The following is a 17,932-nucleotide window of genomic DNA, read 5'->3' as shown; positions in this document are numbered from 1 at the left end:
GCCATCAATGACGATGGTGGAGGAGACGGTGTCGTCCCGATGCGCGTTGCCCTTTTCGCGAGCGACGTCGCGCATCATCGGCGCTCAGATCGCCCAGCCGCCGAGATAGAACGTGACGAGCACGGCCGCGATGAGCACGGTGCCGACGTTGAGCTTGCGGAATTCGCCGCTGGCGATGCGGCCGATCACGAGCGTCGAGAAGCCGAGCATGATGCCCGTCACGATGTTCGCGGTCAGCACGATGAACACCGCGCACACGAGGCCCGACATCGCGTCGACCATGTCGTCCATGTGCAGCTTGCTCACGCTGCCGAGCATCAGCAGGCCGACGTACATCAGCGCGGGCGCCGTTGCATACGACGGCACGAGGCCCGCGAGCGGCGAGAAGAACATCACGACCAGGAACAGCACGCCGACCACCGCGGCCGCGAGGCCCGTCTTCGCGCCGGCGGCCACGCCGACGCTCGACTCGATGTACGCCGCCGCCGGCGCACCGCCGAGGAAGCCGGAGAAGATCGAGCTGATCGAATCGGCGGTCAGCGCGCGGCCGCCGTTGATGATGCGGCCGTTCTCGTCGAGCTGGCCCGCCTGGCCGGCGACCGCGCGGATCGTCCCGGTCGCGTCGAACACGGCGGTCATCACGAGCGCGAGCACGCTCGGCAGCACGGCCATCGACAGCGCGCCCTTGATGTCCATCGCGCCGATCAGCGATGCGTGGCCCGGTGCGCTCAGCGACGGCAGCGCGAAGATGCCGCGGTACTTCACGGCCGGATCGAACGCGAGGCCGATCAGCGAGATCGCGACCACGACGAGCAGGATGCCGCCCGGCACGCGCCGCTTCTCGAGCCCGAAGATCGCGGCGAGGCCGACGACCGACATGATGACCGGGAACGCGGTGATCTGGCCGAGCGACACCGGCAGGCCGGCGCCCGGATTCTTGATCACGAGGCCGACGTCGTTCGACGCGATCAGCAGCAGGAACAGGCCGATGCCGATCCCGGTGCCGTGCGCGACACCCGCGGGCAGGTTGCGCAGGATCCACGAACGCACGCCGGTGACCGAGATGCCCGTGAACACGAGGCCCATCAGGAACACGGCGCCGAGCGCGACGCTCGGGTGCAGGCCCTTGCCGAGCACGAGGCCGAACGCGGTGAACGCGGTCAGCGAAATCGCGCAGCCGATCGCGATCGGCAGCTTCGCCCACAGGCCCATCAGCAGCGAACCGAACGCGGTGGTGAGGCAGACCGCGACGAACACCGCACTCGTGTCGAAGCCGGCCTTGCCGAACATGCCGGGGACGACGAACACGGAATAGACCATCGCGAGGAACGTGGTCACGCCCGCGACGATTTCGCGGCGCTGCGTGCTGCCGCGCGACGAAATGCCGAAGTACCGGTCAATGACTCCCGTGGTGCCGAGGTCCGTTTCTTCCGCGCCGACGCCGACCGTCGGCTGCACCGGGGTATCACTCATGAGCTTGCTCCTTTATCAGCATGCTGAAACGGGCCGTGGCGGACCGTCGTCAGGGTGTCTCGAATCTGGTTGGAATGTTCGGCAACGTCGTGGGGACGCATGACGCATGACGCATGACGCATGACGCGTGATTCGTGTCGTCGTACGCGCTTCGAAGCGGGCGCGAGTGTGTCGCGTCGTACGACGCGTGGTGTGGTCGACCGCGTCACGTGTGCTTTGCCGTAGCGAAGGTTAGGCGAACGGCCCATCACGTCCCATTGGGGGAAGAGCATGCAGCGCATGTCGCAGCGCTTATATCGGCGTGCAACGGGGCTTCGTCGTCGCGGAACGCGTGTATACGCCTAGTTCGAATCCGTTAAGGCGATTATTTGAATGCAGCGGTGGCGGGCGGCGCGGGGCGGGGGATGCATCGAGTCTTACGGAGATCTTTCATCGGAGCCGCGCAGAGGCGCAAAAAACGACTGCAGGTGACGTGAAGCGCGACCGCGCGCAACCTGCGTCCGGATGATACCGGCGCCGCGCGCATGCCGCGCTCACGCGTGTGCTGACCGCCGTTGCGTCAGGCCCGAGCCTGCTGCACCAGATGCGCGAGGTACGCGCAGAACATGTCGGCCATCGCGTCCGAATAGGCGTCGATTTCCGCCGGCGTGCGCGCGGTTTCGGAGAACGCCTTGCCGCCCGTCGTGAGCGTCGTCAGGACCAGTTCGCACGCGAGTGCGTGCGTGGCGTCGGGCACGTCGGGCAGCGCCTCGCGCATGAACGCGCTGAAGGCCCGCTTGCCTTCGGCCCTCGCTTCCTGCGCCTCGGGCGCGTCGCGATAAAGCGGCGCGGCGTCGTCGAGCGCGGTGCGCATGGGCGCCTCGTCGCATTCCGACCGGATGAACGCGTGGACGGCGCTGCGCAGCCGCTCGGGCGGCGTCGTCCGCGGGTCTTGCAGGATTGCGCACAGCATGTCGGCCGTCTGCCGCCACTCGTCGTGCTGCAGCCGGAACAGCACGGCCGCCTTGTTCGGGAAGTACTGGTACAGCGAGCCGACGCTCACGCCGGCACGCTCGGCGACGCGCGCCATCGTGAAGCGCTGCGCGCCTTCCGTCGCCAAAACCTGAATAGCGCCCTCCAGCACATCGTCGACGAGCTGGGTCGAGCGCGCCTGCCGAGGCTGTCTGCGCGAGGCGATCGGGGCGTTGCGGCGGTCGGTCATGACGGGTCTGCCAATGCGAATAGTAAAACATGAATAGTTCGTCATATTCTAGCCACGTGCACTGACGCACTCAACCCGACACCGGAGAAACGCATGACCACCCTGATTCACGACCCGCTCGCGTCGTTGCTCGCACGCCTGTTCGACGAAGCCGACGCGTCGTCGCCCGCATCGAACCCGGATTTCGCCGACCTGACGCACGACGAGCAAGCGCGGCTAATGCGCAGCAAGACCGACTACGCCGAGTTGTATGCGCGCCTGAAGGACTATCCGCTTCCCGTGTCGCGCGAGACGGGCACGCTGCTGTACATGCTCGCGCGCAGCGGCGGCGCGAAGGCAATCGTCGAATTCGGCACGTCGTTCGGCATCTCGACGCTGCACCTCGCGGCGGCGCTGCGCGACAACGGCGGCGGGCGGGTGATCACGAGCGAATTCGAAGCGTCGAAGGTTGCGCGAGCGCGGGCGAACCTGACGGCGGCCGGGCTGGCCGATCTGGTCGAGATCCGCGAAGGCGATGCATTGCGGACGCTGGCGACCGATCTGCCGGACACCGTCGATCTACTGCTGCTCGACGGCGCGAAGGCGCTGTATCCGGAGATCCTCGCGCGCGTCGAGTCGCGGCTGCGGCCCGGTGCGTTCGTCGTCGCCGACAACGCCGAATACAGCCCGGACTACCTCGCCTATGTGCGCGCGCCGCGCAACGGTTACCTGTCGGTGCCGTTCGGCGGCGACGTCGAACTGTCGATGCGGCTCGGCTGAAGCATGCGGGACGGATGCGGCCCGCGGCGCGCGTGGCGGGCGGCGCGCGCCGTGCGGCCGGTCGACCTGGCGATCGCAGCCGTGTCACGGCCGCCGTCTGCCCGCCAGGTCACGCTGGCACCCGGCAATCGATCGGCGCGCGGCCCGCGCAATCAGCGTATCGCGACCGGGTTGATGTTGACCTGCGTCGAGCCGACGTACAGCGGCTGGCCGAGCACGAACAGGAATTCCCAGGCCTTGTCGCGCACCAGCGCGCGGCTGTCGATCAGTTCCAGGTTGTAGATGCCGCGCTTCGCGAGCATGTACTGGTTGATCGGGAATTCGTCGTGCGTGTGCGGATTCGGATAGACCTCCGACGCCCACGTATCGCCGCCGAACGCGACGATGCCCTGATCCGCGAGCCACTTCGCGGCTTCCATGCCGATGCCCGGCTCGACTTCGAGAAACTGCTTGTTGTCCTTGCCGATCAGCTCGAGCCAGCCGGTGTTGAACAGCACGACGTCGCCCTTGCGCAGCGTCAGCCCTTCCTTCTTCAGCACGGCATGGATGTCGGCGACCGTGAACTCGGTGCCGCCCGGCACGATCGGCTTGCCGTAGTGAGCGGTCATGTCGAGCACGACGCCGCGCGTGACGATCGGCGGCACCTTCTCGACGCCCAGCTTCTTCACGCCGTCGACGGTCACGAAATCGGCCGCCCGGTTGCCGTTGTAGTACACGTTGTCGATGCCGATGTGGCCGATGCCGTTCAGCTGCGTGCCGACGCCGGTCCACGCGTTCACGAGTTCGTCGTTGAACGTGAACTTGTTCGGGCCGAGGCTCTTGCCGGCCTGTTGGCCGACCTGCACGTTGTACAGCCGGAAGCTGCGGTGGCGGAACGCCGGCAGGTTCTTGTCGACCGGCACGGCCAGCGGATAGGTCTTGCCGGCCTTCACGAGGCCGACCGCCTGCCTGACCACGTCGGGCGTCAGCAGGTTGGCCGCGCCGATTTCATCATTCGCGCCATACACGGACGGATACCAGTCGGCCGCGGAGGCGGCCGGCGCGGCGTGCGCCGCCTGGGCCATCGTCAACGGCAGGATCGCGGCGAGCGCGAGCCGCGCGAGCGTTGCTTTCATTCTGGATTCCTGTTGATTCGCGATGCTCGTCACGCCGCGGCCTGCGCGAGCGTCGGATAGTCGGTCAGCCCCTGTGCGCCGCCGCCGAACAGCGTGTTGCGATCGTGCGGCGCGAGCGCCGCACCGGTGCGCAGGCGCTCCGGCAGGTCGGGGTTCGCGACGAACGGGCGGCCGAACGCGACGAGGTCGGCCCAGCCGCCGGCGATTGCCGCGCGCGCACGCTCGGCAGTGTACGCGCCGGCATAGATGAGCACGCCCGGGAACGCGGCACGCAGCTGCTGCTTGAATTCGACCGGCATCAGCGGCGCGTCGTCCCAGTCGGCTTCCGCGATGTGCAGATAGCCGACGCCGAGTTCGCCGAGCAGCGTCGCGGCGGCGAGGTAGGTCGTTTCCGGATCGTCGTCGACGCAGCCGTTCAGCGTGGTCAGCGGCGCGAGGCGGATGCCGACGCGCGATGCGTCGCCGGTCCCTTCGATCAGCGCCTGCGTGACTTCGCGCAGGAACCGCAGCCGGTTTTGCAGCGAGCCGCCGTACGCGTCGGTGCGCGTGTTCGCGTTCGAGTCGATGAACTGGTTCACGAGGTAGCCGTTCGCGCCGTGCAGCTCGACGCCGTCGAAGCCGGCTTCGATCGCGTGGCGGGCGGCCGCGCGATATTGATCGACGATCTCGTGGATTTCGTCGACCGACAGCGCGCGCGGCTCGGACGCCTGCACGAAGCCCGGCGTGCTGCCGTCCTCGGCGGCGACGAACACGTTCACGCCCTTCGCCTGGAGCGGCGACGACGACACGGGCTGCTGGCCGCCGAGCAGGCTCGTGTGGCTCAGGCGGCCGACGTGCCACAGCTGCGCGAAGATGCGGCCGTGCGCCGCGTGGACGGCGTCGGTCACCTTGCGCCAGCCGGCGACCTGCGACGGCGTATGGATGCCGGGCGTCCACGCGTAGCCCTTGCCGAGCGGCGCGATGTAGGTGCCTTCGCTGACGATCAGGCCCGCACTCGCGCGCTGCGCGTAATACGCGGCCATCAGTTCGTTGGCTTCGTCGCCGGGCTGGCTGGCGCGCGAACGCGTCATCGGCGGCATCACGATGCGGTTCGGCAGCGTCAGCGCGCCGAATTGCAGCGGTTGGAACAGCGGGTCCTGGGTCATGTCGATGTCCTTGTTTTTGCCGCGGCCGGCGGGCCGCGGACGGGTCGATTTCGATTGAGGGTAGGGCGTTTCAGTCCCACTTCGGCGCGAGGCCGGCCGGATCGACTTCGCGGCCGTTGCGCTCGAGCGCGGCGATCTGCGCCATGTCTTCGTCGGTCAGGCGCAGCGTCTGCGCGAGCAGGTTGCTCGCGAGGTTCTCGCGCTTGGTCGACGACGGAATCACCGAGTAGCCGAGCTGCAGCGCCCACGCGAGCGCGACCTGCGCCGGCGTCGCGTTGTGGCGTTGCGCGATCGCGCCGATCACCGGGTCGCCGAGCACCTTGCCGTACGCGAGCGTCATGTACGAGGTCACGTGGATGCCTTCGGCATTCAGGAACTCGACCAGCTTGCGGTTCTGCAGGTACGGGCTCAGTTCGATCTGGTTCGTCGCGATCGCCTCCTTGCCGACGGCCGCGATCGCTTCCTTCGTCAGTTCGATGTTGAAGTTCGAGACGCCGATCCGGCGCGTGAGGCCCTTCGCCTTCGCGTCGGCCAGCGCGGTCATGAAGGCCTGGAGCGACACGCCGTTGTCCGGGGCCGGCCAGTGGATCAGCGTCAGGTCGACGTAGTCGGTGCGCAGCTTGCGCAGGCTTTCCTCGAGGCTGGCGACCAGCTTTTCCGGTGCGTAGTTGTCGACCCAGATCTTGGTCGTCAGGAACAGGTCTTCGCGGCGCACGCCCGACGCGGCGATCGCTTCGCCGACTTCGGCTTCGTTGCCGTAGATCTGCGCGGTGTCGATCGCGCGGTAGCCGAGTTCGAGGCCGTTGCGGACCGAGTCGATCACGACTTCGCCCTGCAGGCGGAACGTGCCGAGGCCGAATGCGGGAATGTTGCTCATCATGTGCTCCTGAAAAGGTGGAACGATTGCGGTATGGAAGTCATTCTGGCGCTTGCGACTGATGAGATAAACGCCTTCAGAGGTCAAAAATATTTGATTTGAAATCAAATATTGGGGGGTGGTGCGCCCGTTCGGTCGCGCTTGCCGGCCTTATGCGACGCGGGCCAGCGCCTTCACATGGAATGCGGGCAGCACGTCCGACGCGATCTCGGACATCGTCTCGTCGAGCGGACGCAGGTTGCGGCGGAAATGCAGGCCGATGTGCTGCACGCCTGCGTCGCGCATCGCCGCGAGCTCTTCCATCAGCCCGATGCGTCCGGCACGCGCGCCGAAGCGGTGTCGCTGCAGCGGCTCGTGCGGGTCTTCCGCGAGGTCGAGGTGGATGAAGCTCACGTACGGCTTGTTGCCGGCCACCGCGCGCCAGTTCGCGACGCGCTGCACGTGATCGTCCGGCGTGCCCGGATACGCGAGGCAGCCGTCCATGTGTTCGCCGATCCATGCGGGCGTCTGCTGCGCGAGACCCGCGACGAGCAGCGGCACCGGCGAGCGCGCGGCAGGCAGCACGTCGAGGCCGGGCGGCAGGTGCCCGCGCGCGCCGTCGCGCAGCAGCGCGATCTGGTTGCGGAAATTCGTGCCGCGCGTGGCGAAGTCGCGGCCGAACAGCGGATATTCGACCGGGCGATCGCCGCTCGCGACGCCGAGCAGCAGGCGGCCGCGGCTCAGTTCCTGGATCGACGCGGCCGACTTCAGCGTCAGCAGCGGCTCGCGCAGCGGCAGCACGACGGCTGCGGTGCCGAGCAGGATGTCGCGGGTGATGCCGGCGAGGTAGCCGAGGTACGAGAAGGTCTCGAACACCTGCGCGGCGTCGCCGAACGACGGGTCGTACACCGGCACGTCGCGCACCCAGAGTGCGCGGAAGCCGAGCGTGTCGGCCAGTCGCGCGAGCTCCGCGTGGCTTTCGAGGCTGGGCACGCCGGGGTGGCGGCCGTCATGCCGGCGTTTTGCGTTGCCGGACGGCGTCCAGTCGTTGTCGAGCGGCAGTTCGACGCCGATGCTGAAGCCGCCGTCGGCGAGGGTGGCGAGTGAAGTGGACATGGTTGGCATCTCCGTCCGTTCAGACCGCGCGCAGGCTGCCGTCGAGCCGATGGAAATCGAGCGACGCCGCGGTAAAGAACGAGCGCGACGTGCCGGCGGCGAAATCGTCGATGTGCACGACGGTAGCGCGATCGGCTTCCTGCCACGAGATCGCGTAGGTCTCGCCCGCGACGTGCTGCCACGTGTACGCGACTTCGCCCTTCGCGCCGGCGTACGCGCCTTCGGTGATCTCGTAGCGCATGTGGCGGCCGTCGTCGTCATAGGCGTTGAGCGCGGTGAGCCCGTCGTAACGGACTTCGAAAGTCTTGCCGGCGAACGGCGGACGTTGGGTCGATGCGTTCATGCTGAGTAGCTCCTGCAAAAAGTGACGTTCAATGGGCGAGTTCGACGGGTTCGGCCGTGCGTTCCGGCAGGCCCTGGCCGCGGTCGAGACGGCCGCTCAGCGCGGTCAGCGCGAATGCGCCGAGCGTGACGGCGGCGGCGATCCACGGCGTATGGCCGAGGCCGACGTTCGCGACGATCAGGCCGCCGAGCGACGAGCCGCCCGCGACGCCGAGGTTGAACGCGGCGATGTTGAAGCCCGACGCGACGTCGGTCGCGTCCGGCGCGAAGTGACGCGCCTGCTTGACGACGTACACCTGCAGCCCCGGCACGTTGCCGAACGCGACGGCGCCCCACGCGAGCATCGTCAGCACCGCGAGCCACTTCACGTGCACCGTGAAGGTCAGCGCGAGCAGCACGATCGCGAGCAGCAGGAAGATCCGCTTGAGCGCCTTGACCGGGCCGACGTGGTCAGCGAGCTTGCCGCCCCACACGTTGCCGAACGCGACCGACACGCCGTAGCCGACGAGCACGAGGCTGACCTGCGACGGCGTGAAGCCGGCGATCTGCTCGAGCAGCGGCGCCATGTAGGTGAACGCGATCAGCGAGCCGCCGTAGCCGACCGCCGTCATCGCATAGACGAGCAGCAGGCGCGGTTGGGCGAGCACGCGGAACTGGCGGGCGAGCGGCGCGGGCTGTGTTTGCGGCAGGCCGCGCGGCACGAACGCCACCGCGCCGACGAACGCGACGAGGCCGAACAGCGCGACGATCAGGAACGTCGCGCGCCAGCCGAAGTGCTGGCCGATGAAGGTGCCGAGCGGAATGCCGGCGACGAACGCGACGGTCATGCCGCTGAACATCGTCGCGATCGCACTGGCCGCCTTGTCCTTCGGCACGAGCGTGGTCGCGATGATCGAGCCGACCGAGAAGAACACGCCGTGCGCGAGGCCGGTGAGCACGCGCGCGACGATCAGCGATTCGTAGGTCGGCGCCTGCCACGCGACGAGGTTGCCGACGGTAAACAGCGCCATCAGCGCGGCGAGCAGCGTCTTGCGCGGCACGCGGCCGGTGAGCGCGGTGAGGAGCGGCGCGCCGATCGCGACGCTGAGCGCATAGAGGCTGACGAGCAGGCCGGCGGATGGCAGGCTGACGCCGAGGTTGGCGCCGATCGTCGGAATCAGCCCGACGATCACGAATTCGGTGGTGCCGATGGCAAAGGCGCTGATGGTCAGCGCAAGCAGGGCGAGTGGCATGATGGGATCCAGGTTCCGGTAGGGATGGATCGCAGTGTGCCGCCTTTACTTTTGCAGAAAAACTGGGCTATAAACCAAATTGTTTTGATTTGAAATCAACAATGAAAATCACGCTCGACGAACTCCAGGCCTTTGCGGCCGTGGTCGACACCGGCTCGATCACCGCTGCCGCGCAGCAGCTCGACCTCACCGTGTCGGCCACGAGCCGCACGCTCGCGCGCCTGGAGGAGAAGCTGAAGACCACGCTGCTGCGCCGGACCACCCGCCGGCTCGAACTGACCGAAGAAGGGCGCGCGTTCCTGCAGGACACGCGCGCGATCATCGAGTCGGTCGAGAACGCCGAGGAGCAGATGCTCGCGCGGCGCGAGATGCCGTCGGGGCGGCTGCGCGTCGACGCCGCGACGCCGTTCATGCTGCACGTGATCGTGCCGCTCGTGCGCGGCTACCGCGAGCGCTTTCCGAAAGTCGACCTGGAGCTGAACAGCAACGAAGGGATCATCGACCTGCTCGAGCGGCGCACCGATGTCGCGATCCGGATCGGCCGGCTGAAGGACTCGACCCTGCACAGCCGGCGGATCGGCAACAGCCGGGTGCGCATTCTCGCGAGCCCGGCGTACATCGAAACGCACGGCCAGCCGCGCAAGGTCGAGGATCTCGGCAAGCACACGCTGCTCGGCTTCACGCAGCCCGAATCGCTGAACGTGTGGCCGATCCTCGGCGCGGACGGCGAGCCTGCCCGTATCGAGCCCGGCATCTGGTCGTCGAGCGGCGAGACGCTGCGCCAGCTCGCGCTGGAAGGCGCGGGCATCGTATGCCTGTCGGATTTCATGACCGCGCAGGATCGCGAGGCCGGCCGGCTCGTGCCGGTGCTCGTGCGGCAGACGCTCGACGTCCAGCAGCCGATCAACGCGGTGTATTACCGGAACACGGCGATCTCGTCGCGGATCGCGTCGTTCGTCGATTACATGATCGAGGTGCTGGGCGGAGGCGGGAGCGTGGGCGATGCGCCGGCGCGGCGCAAGGCGACGTGGATGGGGCAGGTGTAGCGGGGGCGGCTGCGTGGCGGGAAACCGGATGCCGTTCCGCCGCGTGGCGGCTGCGTTGCGAAAGCCGGAGGTCGTTCCGGCGCGCGCCGGCTCGCCCGATTTCCGCGCGCTGAAGCTGACGGCGAGGCGGGCATGCGGCGGTCGCCGCGATGTGACCCGGCATGCCAACGGCGCTCGGGCCACCGGCATGCCTTCGTGGGTCGGGCTTCTCGCGCCGCTTGCCTCGATTGCGCGTTCCGTTACGCCTCTTCAGACCACGACATGTTGTCGCGCGCGAGCAGCGCCGACGATGCCGCGGGCCCGAACGTGCCGGACGTGTAAAGGCGCGGGCGGTCGCCGAGCTGCTTCCAGCCGTTGAGGATCGGCTCGACCCACGACCACGCGGCTTCGAGTTCGTCGCGGCGCATGAAGTGCGTGAGGCGGCCGCGGATCACGTCGATCAGCAGCCGCTCGTACGCTTCCGCGCGGCGTTCCGGAATCGCCTGCTGCAGATCGAGGTTCAGGCTCACCGGCACCATCTTCATCCCGCTGCCCGGCTCCTTCGCGAGCATCTGCAGCTGGATCGACTCTTCCGGCTGGAGCTGGATCACGAGGCGGTTACTGTAGTGGCGCGGGCCGGTCGGGATGATCGAGAACGGCATGTCCGCGAACTCGATCACGATTTCCGACTGGCGGCGCTGCAGCCGCTTGCCGGTGCGCAGGAAGAACGGCACGTTCGCCCAGCGCCAGTTGTTGATGTGTGCGCGCAGCGCGACGAAGGTTTCCGCGTGGCTGTCCGCCGGCACGTTCTCCTCGTCGAGATAGCCCTTGACCGGCTGGCCGTCGACCGCTCCGGCCGTGTACTGGCCGCGCACCGTGTCGCGCGCGACGTCCGACAGCGCCATCGGCCGCAGCGAGCGCAGCACCTTCAGCTTCTCGTCGCGCACCGCGTCCGGGTCGAGCGACACCGGCGGCTCCATCGCGACGATGCACAGCAGCTGCAGCAAGTGGTTCTGCACCATGTCGCGCAGCGCGCCGGTGTGATCGTAGAAGCCCGCGCGGCTGCCGACGCCGACCGTCTCGGCCACCGTGATCTGCACGCTGCGGATGCTCGGCGCCTGCCACAGCGGCCCGAAGATCGGGTTGCCGAAGCGCAGCACCATCAGGTTCTGCACCGTTTCCTTGCCGAGGTAATGGTCGATCCGGTAGATCTGCGATTCCTCGAAGTGCTTGCCGACCGCGTTGTTGATCGCCTTCGCCGACGCGAGGTCGTGGCCGAGCGGCTTTTCGAGGACGACGCGCGAGCGCGCATCGACGAGGTGCGCGGCCGACAGGTTGTCGCAGATCGTCGTGAACAGCTCCGGCGACGTCGACAGGTAGAACACGCGGATCGCGTCGCCGCGCGCCGCTTCGGCGAGCCGCGCGTAGTCTTCCGGCGCGTTCACGTCGATCAGCACGTACTTGAACAGATCGAGGAAGCGGTCCCACGCTTTGGCGTCGAATGCCTTCTCGTCGATGAACGGGCGCGATTGCTCGTCCATGAATGCGCGGTAGCCGTCGATGCCCCAGTCGCGCCGGCCGACCGCGATGATGCGCGTCTCCGGCGGCAGGTTGCAGTGCAGATGCGCCATGTACAGCGCGGGCAACAGCTTGCGGGCGGCCAGGTCGCCGCCGCCGCCGAAGATGATCATGTCGACGGGCTGCTCGGCTTCGGTCTGGTTGGGCTGATTCGTCATGAGTGGTTCGCGGTCTGAAACGGGTGAGCGTGGAACGAACATCGAGGTGCCGGCTGCCGATGGATTGACGTGCCAGTACGTGAAAACGCTAATAGTGCACGGTTTTGACGAATTGCGGATGAGTTCGCCTATGTAACGGCGCTTGCATTGCCGCTGAAAACAGGATTATGATTGAGCGCTCACTCATTAAAGGAATCCGACGTGGCCCGACCGCGTAGTCCCGACAAGCACGACGCCATTCTGTCCGCCGCTGCCCGCGCGCTCGCGGAAGACGGAGCGGGCGCGACCACCGCGCGCATCGCGCGGCTCGCCGGCGTCGCGGAAGGCACGGTGTTTACCTATTTCGACACCAAGGACGTGTTGCTGAACGCGCTGTATCTGAGCCTGAAGGCCGACATGCGCGCTGCGATGATGACCGGGTTTCCGGAGCACGCGCCAGCCGAGCAGGCGATGCGGCATGCGTGGAACGGCTACGTGTCGTGGGGCGTCGGGAATCCGGACGGGCGGCGCGCGCTGCAACAGCTCGGCGTCAGCGGCCGTATCGACGACGCGCACCGCGCGGCCGGGGCCGAGGGCTTCGGGGCGGTGCGTGCGCTGCTGCGCGAACACGCCGCCGCGGCGCGCGGGTTGAAGGCCGACGACGCGCATGCGTTCTGCGCCGCGCTTTTCACGTCGATCGCGGAAACGGCGATGGAGTCGATCGCGCGCGATCCGGCGCAGGCCGATGGATACCGGGAAGCCGGGTTCCGAGCGCTGTGGGCCGTGTTGCAAGCGGTGTGAGTGGAGCGGTTGCTAACGAAAAGCCGAAGGCGGCATCCGCGGCCGAACTGTCGCTGGCGCCGCCGCCGCACGGAAGGACGCGGTTTCAGGCTGGGCGAGACACAGCGAAAACGATCGTGTGGTCGCCCATATTAATGAGTGAGTAATCATTCATTTTTTGGTTTCAACCCTGTCAAGGAGCGAGAAATGTCGAAAGTCTGGCTGGTAACGGGGGCCGCGCGCGGCCTGGGGCGTTCGATCGCGGAAGCGGTGCTGGCGGCGGGCGACCGGCTGGTGGCCGGCGCGCGCGATCCCGAGCGGCTTGCGGATCTGGTGGAACGGTACGGCGACCACGTGCTCCCGGTCGCGCTCGACGTGACCGATGAAGCGGCGGCCGCGCATGCGGTGACGGCCGCCCGCGACGCGTTCGGTCGCGTCGACGTGCTGGTGAACAACGCCGGCTACGGTCATACGGCGCCGTTCGAGCAGATGAGCGCCGACGACTTCCGCGATCAGATCGAAACGAACCTGTTCGGCGTGATCAATCTCACGCGCGCGGTGTTGCCGACGATGCGCGCGCAGCGCGCGGGCCACATCTTCCAGGTGTCGTCCGTCGGCGGGCGCACGGCGACGCCCGGCTTGTCCGCGTATCAGGCCGCGAAATGGGCGGTCGGCGGATTCAGCGACGTGCTGTCGAAGGAAGTCGCGCCGTTCGGCGTGCGGGTATGCACGCTCGAGCCGGGCGGGATGCGGACCGAATGGGCCGCGCAGGCGAAGCGCGACGTCGACGGCCTGCTGCCCGACTATCAGCCGTCGGTCGGGAAGATTCTCGAATTGTTCGGCGCATACGGCGGCCGCGAGGTCGGCGATCCCGTGCGGATCGCCGCGCTGATCGTCGAGTTGTCGCGTCGTGACGACGTGCCGCTGCGCTTGCTGCTCGGCGGCGATGCGTTGTTCGTGTGCGAGCAGGCGGAGACGCAGCGCGCGCAAGAGGCGGCGCGGTGGCGGGACACGACGTTGTCGACGATGTTCCCGGACGCGAAGCTGCCGGATGGGCTGCAGGCGTTGAAGCAAGCCGATTGAGTCGGGAACGACGGCATCGCGCGTTCCGGTGAGCGGCATGCCGGTTGCCGCCGGTGGGGCGGCGCGCGAGCGCAAGCAGAAGACGGCGGCATGCGCGCCCCGTCCACGCTGCTCGTCGCCGCCCCCGACCCGTCACCGCCCCAGCGCGTAAAACTCCGCGTTCGGCCGCATGTTCGTCACGTTCGCGAGGCGATTCGACATCCCGAAGAATGCCGAGATCGCCGCGATGTCCCACGCGTCCTCTTCGGTGAAGCCGTGCGACTTCAGCGTATCGAAGTCCGCTTCGCCGACCAGATGCGCGGCCTGCGACACTTTCATCGCGAAGTCGAGCATCGCCTTCTGCCGCACGGTGATGTCGGCCTTGCGGTAGTTCGTCGCGACCTGATCGGCGATCAGCGGATCCTTCGCGCGAATGCGCAGGATCGCACCATGCGCGATCACGCAGTACTGACACTGGTTCACGCTGCTGGTGGCCACGACGACCATTTCGCGTTCGGCCTTCGTGAGGTTGCCGGGCTTGTCCATCAGCGCGTCGTGGTACGCCATGAACGCGCGGAACTCGTCCGGGCGATGCGCGAGCGTGAGGAACACGTTCGGGATGAAACCGGACTTTTCCTGTACGGCCGCGATCCGCTCGCGAATGTCGTCGGGCAGGTCTTCGAGCGCGGGTACCGGGAAGCGGCTGACGGGCGCGTTGTCTGCAGCAGTCATGGGGTCTCCTGAATAAAGTGGCGCGGGCGGTCTCGATGCGCGAGCCGCCGGCTGAGAAAGAAGCGATGGGTTGCCGTTGCCGGCGTCATGCGTTGACGTCGGATGAATGCGCTTCCGGCTCCGCGATTCTCGACGATTGCATGCGCCACTTCGCCGGCGTCATGCCTACCTGCCGTTTGAACACCCGTTGGAACGCGGCCTCGGATCGATATCCGACCGATTCGCCGATCTCCGCGACGGACAGCGTCGTTTGCGCCAGCTTGCGCCCGGCAAGCGCCATGCGGATTTCCGTCAGTACATCGCTTGCCGAGCGGCTGATCGCCTCGTCGAAGTGGCGTGCGAACGTCGCGCGCGACATATGGCAGCGCTCGGCCAGCTGCGCCAGCGTCCACGGCTTTTCGGGCTCGTCGAACATGGCCGCGAGAGCCGGCTGCAGCCGATGACGTTGTGCCAGCGCAAGCAGCCCGCGCGGCGCGTGGCCCGCCTCGGACGCACTGCGCAGGGTCAACGCGAACAGCGCGCCGGACAGGTGATCCACGACCGCGGCACTGCCGGCGCGTTGCTCCAGCGCTTCCTCCCGCATCAATTCGATGACCCGCGCTAGCCGCGTGGCTGCAAACGCGGCGTCGCGCGTCTGTCCAGCGCCCGCGGTTACGCTGCTCACGAGCAGACGTCGCGGCAGATGGTCGCGCAGCAACTGCTGCGGGACCGCCGGCAGCACGAAGCGTCCGCACAGCACATCGGTGCTCGCATTGGCGCTGCCGTTCGTCGCAATGGTCAGACCGTTCCTGTGCCGCTCGCGCGCCGCGCGCGGCGCCTCGCCGCTGCCGTCGTGCAGCCGATGGGCACTGCCGGAGGGAAACACCACGATGTCGCCCGCCTTCATTCGGAGCGTCGGTTCGTCTTCTCCGTCCGTCTCGCATTCGACGACAGCCTCGCCGCGCAACAGTATGTGATAGGGGAGTTCCCACTCGTTCGACTCGGGATGGTCGATGCGCCACGGCGACCCGAAGTGGCACCGTACGTCCAGCCGCCCGGTGACCGGCATCATCGACAGCAATCGGTCGAGCATTTCCATATGAGACGTTTGAGCATGGAGTTGCGGCAGTATGGCATTAAAGAAACGGTCGCACATCCCTACACTGGCTTCCACGCCATACGACATGGCTAACCGTTCAACCACGAAGCAAGGAGTCGATCATGTCCCGTCTCACCACCATTCGCCCTGAAGATGCAACCGGCGCGGCCGCTGAAGTGTTCGCGAAGATCAAGAAGGCTGTCGGCAAGGTGCCCAACGCATACGCGACCATCGGAACGCAAAGCCCCGAAGCGCTCGGCGCGGCGCTGGCGTTCGATGCGGCGGTCGCGGCGAGCACACTCGGCAAGGTAGATATCGAAGTGATCAAGCTGGCGGTCAGCGAATACGTGGGATGTGATTACTGCGTCGCCGCTCACACGCTGATGGGCAAGGTGGCAGGCCTGACGAGCGATCAGATGAAGCAGGTGCGTGCGGGCGAGGCAACCGGCGACGCCGCGCGGGACGCGCTGGTCGCGTATGTCCGTACGCTCGTCGGCACGCATGGCACGGTGCCGGTTGCGGCCGTCGATGCGGTGCGCGCAGCTGGCTATACGGAACGTCAGCTCATCGAGATCAATCTCGCCATCGCATCGATCACCTTCACGAACCTCGTCAATCGCGTGAACGATACGACGCTCGATTTTCCGGCCGTGGCGTAACGGCGCGTCGTTGCGCGGCCTCGGCGACGGAACGCAGTCAATGAGGCTGCGTTCCGTCGTGAGGCCGTTAATGACGGGAGAGTACGACGTCTATTTGGATTGAAAATTGGAGTAGGACTCCGATGTGTAATTCCACGATGGATCAAGTCGCGGCGGCCGAACCCTCGGACAACAGGCATGCGCGTTGCCGACCCTAATCGCAAGCGCGCCGGAAAAATGCGCGCGCCACGGGCGGGATCCCAATCAAATCGAAAGCTACAAGCCGGCCCATCCCGTCCGTACTAACCCTGATTAAAAAAACTTATCACGGTGAAAAATTCCGCATCTTATTGAGCCGATATCGGCTCGCTATAGTGGCTCGCTTTCCCCGCACGCAATCGCTCGCGTGCGGCTGACACGCTGACGATCAGCAGGAGCTGCTTGATGACCACCGACGCCCGATTCACCGAAATCGAGGATCTGTTGCCCGCCGCCGGCGCGCTGCGCGAGATCCGCCATCACATTCACCACCACCCGGAACTCGCGTACGAAGAGCATGAGACGGCCGCGCTCGTCGCGGACAAGCTCGAGCAATGGGGCTGGCAGGTGACGCGCGGCGTCGGCAAGACGGGCGTGGTCGGCACGCTGCGCGTCGGCGACGGCACGCGCAGCATCGGCATCCGCGCGGACATGGACGCGCTGCCGATCCTCGAGGCGACCGGCCTGCCGTATGCGAGCGGCACGCACGGCAAGATGCACGCATGCGGCCACGACGGCCACACGACGATGCTGCTCGGCGCCGCGCAGCACCTCGCGAAGACGCGCAACTTCTCCGGCACCGTGCACCTGTATTTCCAGCCGGCGGAAGAGCACGGCGTCGACAGCGGCGCCAAGAAAATGATCGACGACGGCCTGTTCGAGCGCTTTCCGTGTGATGCAGTGTTCGGGATGCACAACCACCCGGGCGCGGCGCCCGGCGTGTTCCTCACCCGGCGCGGCCCGTTCATGTCGGCCGGCGACAAGGCGATCATCTCGATCGAGGGCGTCGGCGGCCACGCGGCGCGGCCGCACCTGACGGTCGACCCGGTGGTGGTTGCGGCGAGCATCGTGATGGCGCTGCAGACGATCGTCGCGCGCAACGTCGACCCGTCGCAGCCGGCGGTCGTCACGGTCGGTTCGATGCACGCGGGCACGGCGAACAACGTGATCCCCAACGGCGCGCGCCTCGAACTGAGCGTGCGCTCGTTCAGCCCCGAAGTGCGCGCGCTGCTCAGGCGCCGCATCGTCGAGCTCGCCGAATCGCAGGCCGCGAGCTACGGCGCGACCGCCAACGTCGAGTACATCGAAGGCTATCCGGTGGTCGTCAATACGGATACCGAAACGGATTTCGCCGCGCAGGTCGCGCGTGAACTCGTCGGCGACGCGCACGTGGTCGAGCAGGCCGACCTGCTGATGGGCAGCGAGGATTTCGCGTTCATGCTGCAGCAGCGGCCGGGCTCGTTCGTGCGGCTCGGCAACGGCGAAGGCGAGGACGGCTGCATGGTGCACAACCCGAAGTACGACTTCAACGATCGCAATCTGCCGATCGGCGCGGCGTTCTGGACGCGTCTCGTGGAGCGCTACCTCGGGCAGTAATCCCAGCAGTGGCGCGCGGCCGGCGCTT

General features: G+C 67.2%; 17 protein-coding genes. 6 read left to right on the top strand and 11 right to left on the bottom strand.

Features of this window, described 5'->3' with window-relative positions; all coding sequences use genetic code 11:
* Positions 1–84: 84 nt before the first annotated feature.
* Positions 85–1,473, bottom strand: coding sequence for an NCS2 family permease (locus C7H84_RS25860; RefSeq protein WP_121861438.1), 1,389 nt, complete (start codon positions 1,471–1,473; stop codon positions 85–87).
* Positions 1,474–2,032: 559 nt separating this feature from the next.
* Positions 2,033–2,719, bottom strand: coding sequence for a TetR family transcriptional regulator (locus C7H84_RS25855; protein ID WP_121861437.1), 687 nt, complete (start codon positions 2,717–2,719; stop codon positions 2,033–2,035).
* A gap of 48 nt (positions 2,720–2,767) precedes the next feature.
* Here C7H84_RS25855 and C7H84_RS25850 point away from each other — a divergent pair, with 48 nt between their 5' ends.
* Complete coding sequence (locus tag C7H84_RS25850) at positions 2,768–3,433, top strand: O-methyltransferase (protein WP_121861436.1); 666 nt, start codon at positions 2,768–2,770, stop codon at positions 3,431–3,433.
* A gap of 152 nt (positions 3,434–3,585) precedes the next feature.
* On the opposite strand, the gene C7H84_RS25845 is transcribed toward C7H84_RS25850, so the two are convergent.
* The 6 genes from C7H84_RS25845 to C7H84_RS25820 all read right to left on the bottom strand — a co-directional run bounded on the left by C7H84_RS25845 (position 3,586) and on the right by C7H84_RS25820 (position 9,239).
* Positions 3,586–4,548, bottom strand: coding sequence for a cyclase family protein (locus C7H84_RS25845; RefSeq protein WP_121861435.1), 963 nt, complete (start codon positions 4,546–4,548; stop codon positions 3,586–3,588).
* A gap of 29 nt (positions 4,549–4,577) precedes the next feature.
* A complete protein-coding gene (locus C7H84_RS25840; protein WP_121861434.1) occupies positions 4,578–5,693 on the bottom strand; it encodes an alkene reductase in 1,116 nt (371 codons plus the stop codon).
* A 70-nt stretch (positions 5,694–5,763) separates the two neighbouring features.
* A complete protein-coding gene (gene dkgB / locus C7H84_RS25835) occupies positions 5,764–6,570 on the bottom strand; it encodes a 2,5-didehydrogluconate reductase DkgB (RefSeq protein WP_121861495.1) in 807 nt (268 codons plus the stop codon).
* A gap of 150 nt (positions 6,571–6,720) precedes the next feature.
* A complete protein-coding gene (locus C7H84_RS25830; protein WP_121861433.1) occupies positions 6,721–7,665 on the bottom strand; it encodes an LLM class oxidoreductase in 945 nt (314 codons plus the stop codon).
* Between the two features lie 19 nt (positions 7,666–7,684).
* Entirely contained in the window at positions 7,685–8,008 is a 324-nt protein-coding gene (locus C7H84_RS25825) for an adenylate cyclase (protein WP_121861432.1), read from the bottom strand.
* Between the two features lie 28 nt (positions 8,009–8,036).
* Positions 8,037–9,239: an MFS transporter gene (locus C7H84_RS25820; protein WP_121861431.1), complete on the bottom strand. Its 1,203-nt coding sequence runs from the start codon at positions 9,237–9,239 to the stop codon at positions 8,037–8,039.
* Between the two features lie 101 nt (positions 9,240–9,340).
* Here C7H84_RS25820 and C7H84_RS25815 point away from each other — a divergent pair, with 101 nt between their 5' ends.
* On the top strand, positions 9,341–10,285 hold the full coding sequence (locus C7H84_RS25815; RefSeq protein ID WP_121861430.1) for a LysR family transcriptional regulator: 945 nt from the start codon (positions 9,341–9,343) through the stop codon (positions 10,283–10,285).
* A 239-nt stretch (positions 10,286–10,524) separates the two neighbouring features.
* Here the strand turns inward: C7H84_RS25815 and zwf are convergent, their stop codons facing one another.
* Entirely contained in the window at positions 10,525–12,000 is a 1,476-nt protein-coding gene (gene zwf / locus C7H84_RS25810) for a glucose-6-phosphate dehydrogenase (RefSeq protein WP_121861429.1), read from the bottom strand.
* A gap of 201 nt (positions 12,001–12,201) precedes the next feature.
* Here zwf and C7H84_RS25805 point away from each other — a divergent pair, with 201 nt between their 5' ends.
* Together C7H84_RS25805 and C7H84_RS25800 are read left to right on the top strand one after the other, a co-directional pair.
* Positions 12,202–12,780, top strand: coding sequence for a TetR/AcrR family transcriptional regulator (locus C7H84_RS25805; RefSeq protein WP_121861428.1), 579 nt, complete (start codon positions 12,202–12,204; stop codon positions 12,778–12,780).
* 186 nt (positions 12,781–12,966) lie between these two features.
* Complete coding sequence (locus C7H84_RS25800; protein ID WP_121861427.1) at positions 12,967–13,842, top strand: SDR family NAD(P)-dependent oxidoreductase; 876 nt, start codon at positions 12,967–12,969, stop codon at positions 13,840–13,842.
* A 132-nt stretch (positions 13,843–13,974) separates the two neighbouring features.
* On the opposite strand, the gene C7H84_RS25795 is transcribed toward C7H84_RS25800, so the two are convergent.
* Together C7H84_RS25795 and C7H84_RS25790 are read right to left on the bottom strand one after the other, a co-directional pair.
* Positions 13,975–14,553 (bottom strand): peroxidase-related enzyme, encoded by a 579-nt coding sequence (locus C7H84_RS25795; protein ID WP_121861426.1) that lies wholly within the window; start codon positions 14,551–14,553, stop codon positions 13,975–13,977.
* An 85-nt stretch (positions 14,554–14,638) separates the two neighbouring features.
* On the bottom strand, positions 14,639–15,631 hold the full coding sequence (locus C7H84_RS25790) for an AraC family transcriptional regulator (RefSeq protein WP_240462097.1): 993 nt from the start codon (positions 15,629–15,631) through the stop codon (positions 14,639–14,641).
* A 122-nt stretch (positions 15,632–15,753) separates the two neighbouring features.
* Here C7H84_RS25790 and C7H84_RS25785 point away from each other — a divergent pair, with 122 nt between their 5' ends.
* Positions 15,754–16,290 carry a carboxymuconolactone decarboxylase family protein gene (locus C7H84_RS25785; protein ID WP_121861424.1) on the top strand — a complete coding sequence of 179 codons (537 nt, stop codon included), beginning with the start codon at positions 15,754–15,756 and terminating at the stop codon, positions 16,288–16,290.
* Between the two features lie 423 nt (positions 16,291–16,713).
* Complete coding sequence (locus C7H84_RS25780) at positions 16,714–17,904, top strand: M20 aminoacylase family protein (RefSeq protein ID WP_121861423.1); 1,191 nt, start codon at positions 16,714–16,716, stop codon at positions 17,902–17,904.
* Positions 17,905–17,932: the final 28 nt, after the last annotated feature.

It is taken from the genome of Burkholderia sp. Nafp2/4-1b, assembly GCF_003635165.1.
Lineage (GTDB): Bacteria > Pseudomonadota > Gammaproteobacteria > Burkholderiales > Burkholderiaceae > Burkholderia.
This window is presented reverse-complemented; position numbering and strand designations above follow the sequence as displayed.

Bases quoted from the DNA above. Each gene is read 5' to 3' on its own strand.
- C7H84_RS25860 (WP_121861438.1), bottom strand. From the start codon at position 1,473: ATGAGTGATACCCCGGTGCAGCCGACGGTCGGCGTCGGCGCGGAAGAA.
- C7H84_RS25855 (WP_121861437.1), bottom strand. From the start codon at position 2,719: ATGACGAACTATTCATGTTTTACTATTCGCATTGGCAGACCCGTCATG.
- C7H84_RS25850 (WP_121861436.1), top strand. From the start codon at position 2,768: ATGACCACCCTGATTCACGACCCGCTCGCGTCGTTGCTCGCACGCCTG.
- C7H84_RS25845 (WP_121861435.1), bottom strand. From the start codon at position 4,548: ATGAAAGCAACGCTCGCGCGGCTCGCGCTCGCCGCGATCCTGCCGTTG.
- C7H84_RS25840 (WP_121861434.1), bottom strand. From the start codon at position 5,693: ATGACCCAGGACCCGCTGTTCCAACCGCTGCAATTCGGCGCGCTGACG.
- dkgB (WP_121861495.1), bottom strand. From the start codon at position 6,570: ATGAGCAACATTCCCGCATTCGGCCTCGGCACGTTCCGCCTGCAGGGC.
- C7H84_RS25830 (WP_121861433.1), bottom strand. From the start codon at position 7,665: ATGTCCACTTCACTCGCCACCCTCGCCGACGGCGGCTTCAGCATCGGC.
- C7H84_RS25825 (WP_121861432.1), bottom strand. From the start codon at position 8,008: ATGAACGCATCGACCCAACGTCCGCCGTTCGCCGGCAAGACTTTCGAA.
- C7H84_RS25820 (WP_121861431.1), bottom strand. From the start codon at position 9,239: ATGCCACTCGCCCTGCTTGCGCTGACCATCAGCGCCTTTGCCATCGGC.
- C7H84_RS25815 (WP_121861430.1), top strand. From the start codon at position 9,341: ATGAAAATCACGCTCGACGAACTCCAGGCCTTTGCGGCCGTGGTCGAC.
- zwf (WP_121861429.1), bottom strand. From the start codon at position 12,000: ATGACGAATCAGCCCAACCAGACCGAAGCCGAGCAGCCCGTCGACATG.
- C7H84_RS25800 (WP_121861427.1), top strand. From the start codon at position 12,967: ATGTCGAAAGTCTGGCTGGTAACGGGGGCCGCGCGCGGCCTGGGGCGT.
- C7H84_RS25795 (WP_121861426.1), bottom strand. From the start codon at position 14,553: ATGACTGCTGCAGACAACGCGCCCGTCAGCCGCTTCCCGGTACCCGCG.
- C7H84_RS25790 (WP_240462097.1), bottom strand. From the start codon at position 15,631: ATGGAAATGCTCGACCGATTGCTGTCGATGATGCCGGTCACCGGGCGG.
- C7H84_RS25785 (WP_121861424.1), top strand. From the start codon at position 15,754: ATGTCCCGTCTCACCACCATTCGCCCTGAAGATGCAACCGGCGCGGCC.
- C7H84_RS25780 (WP_121861423.1), top strand. From the start codon at position 16,714: ATGACCACCGACGCCCGATTCACCGAAATCGAGGATCTGTTGCCCGCC.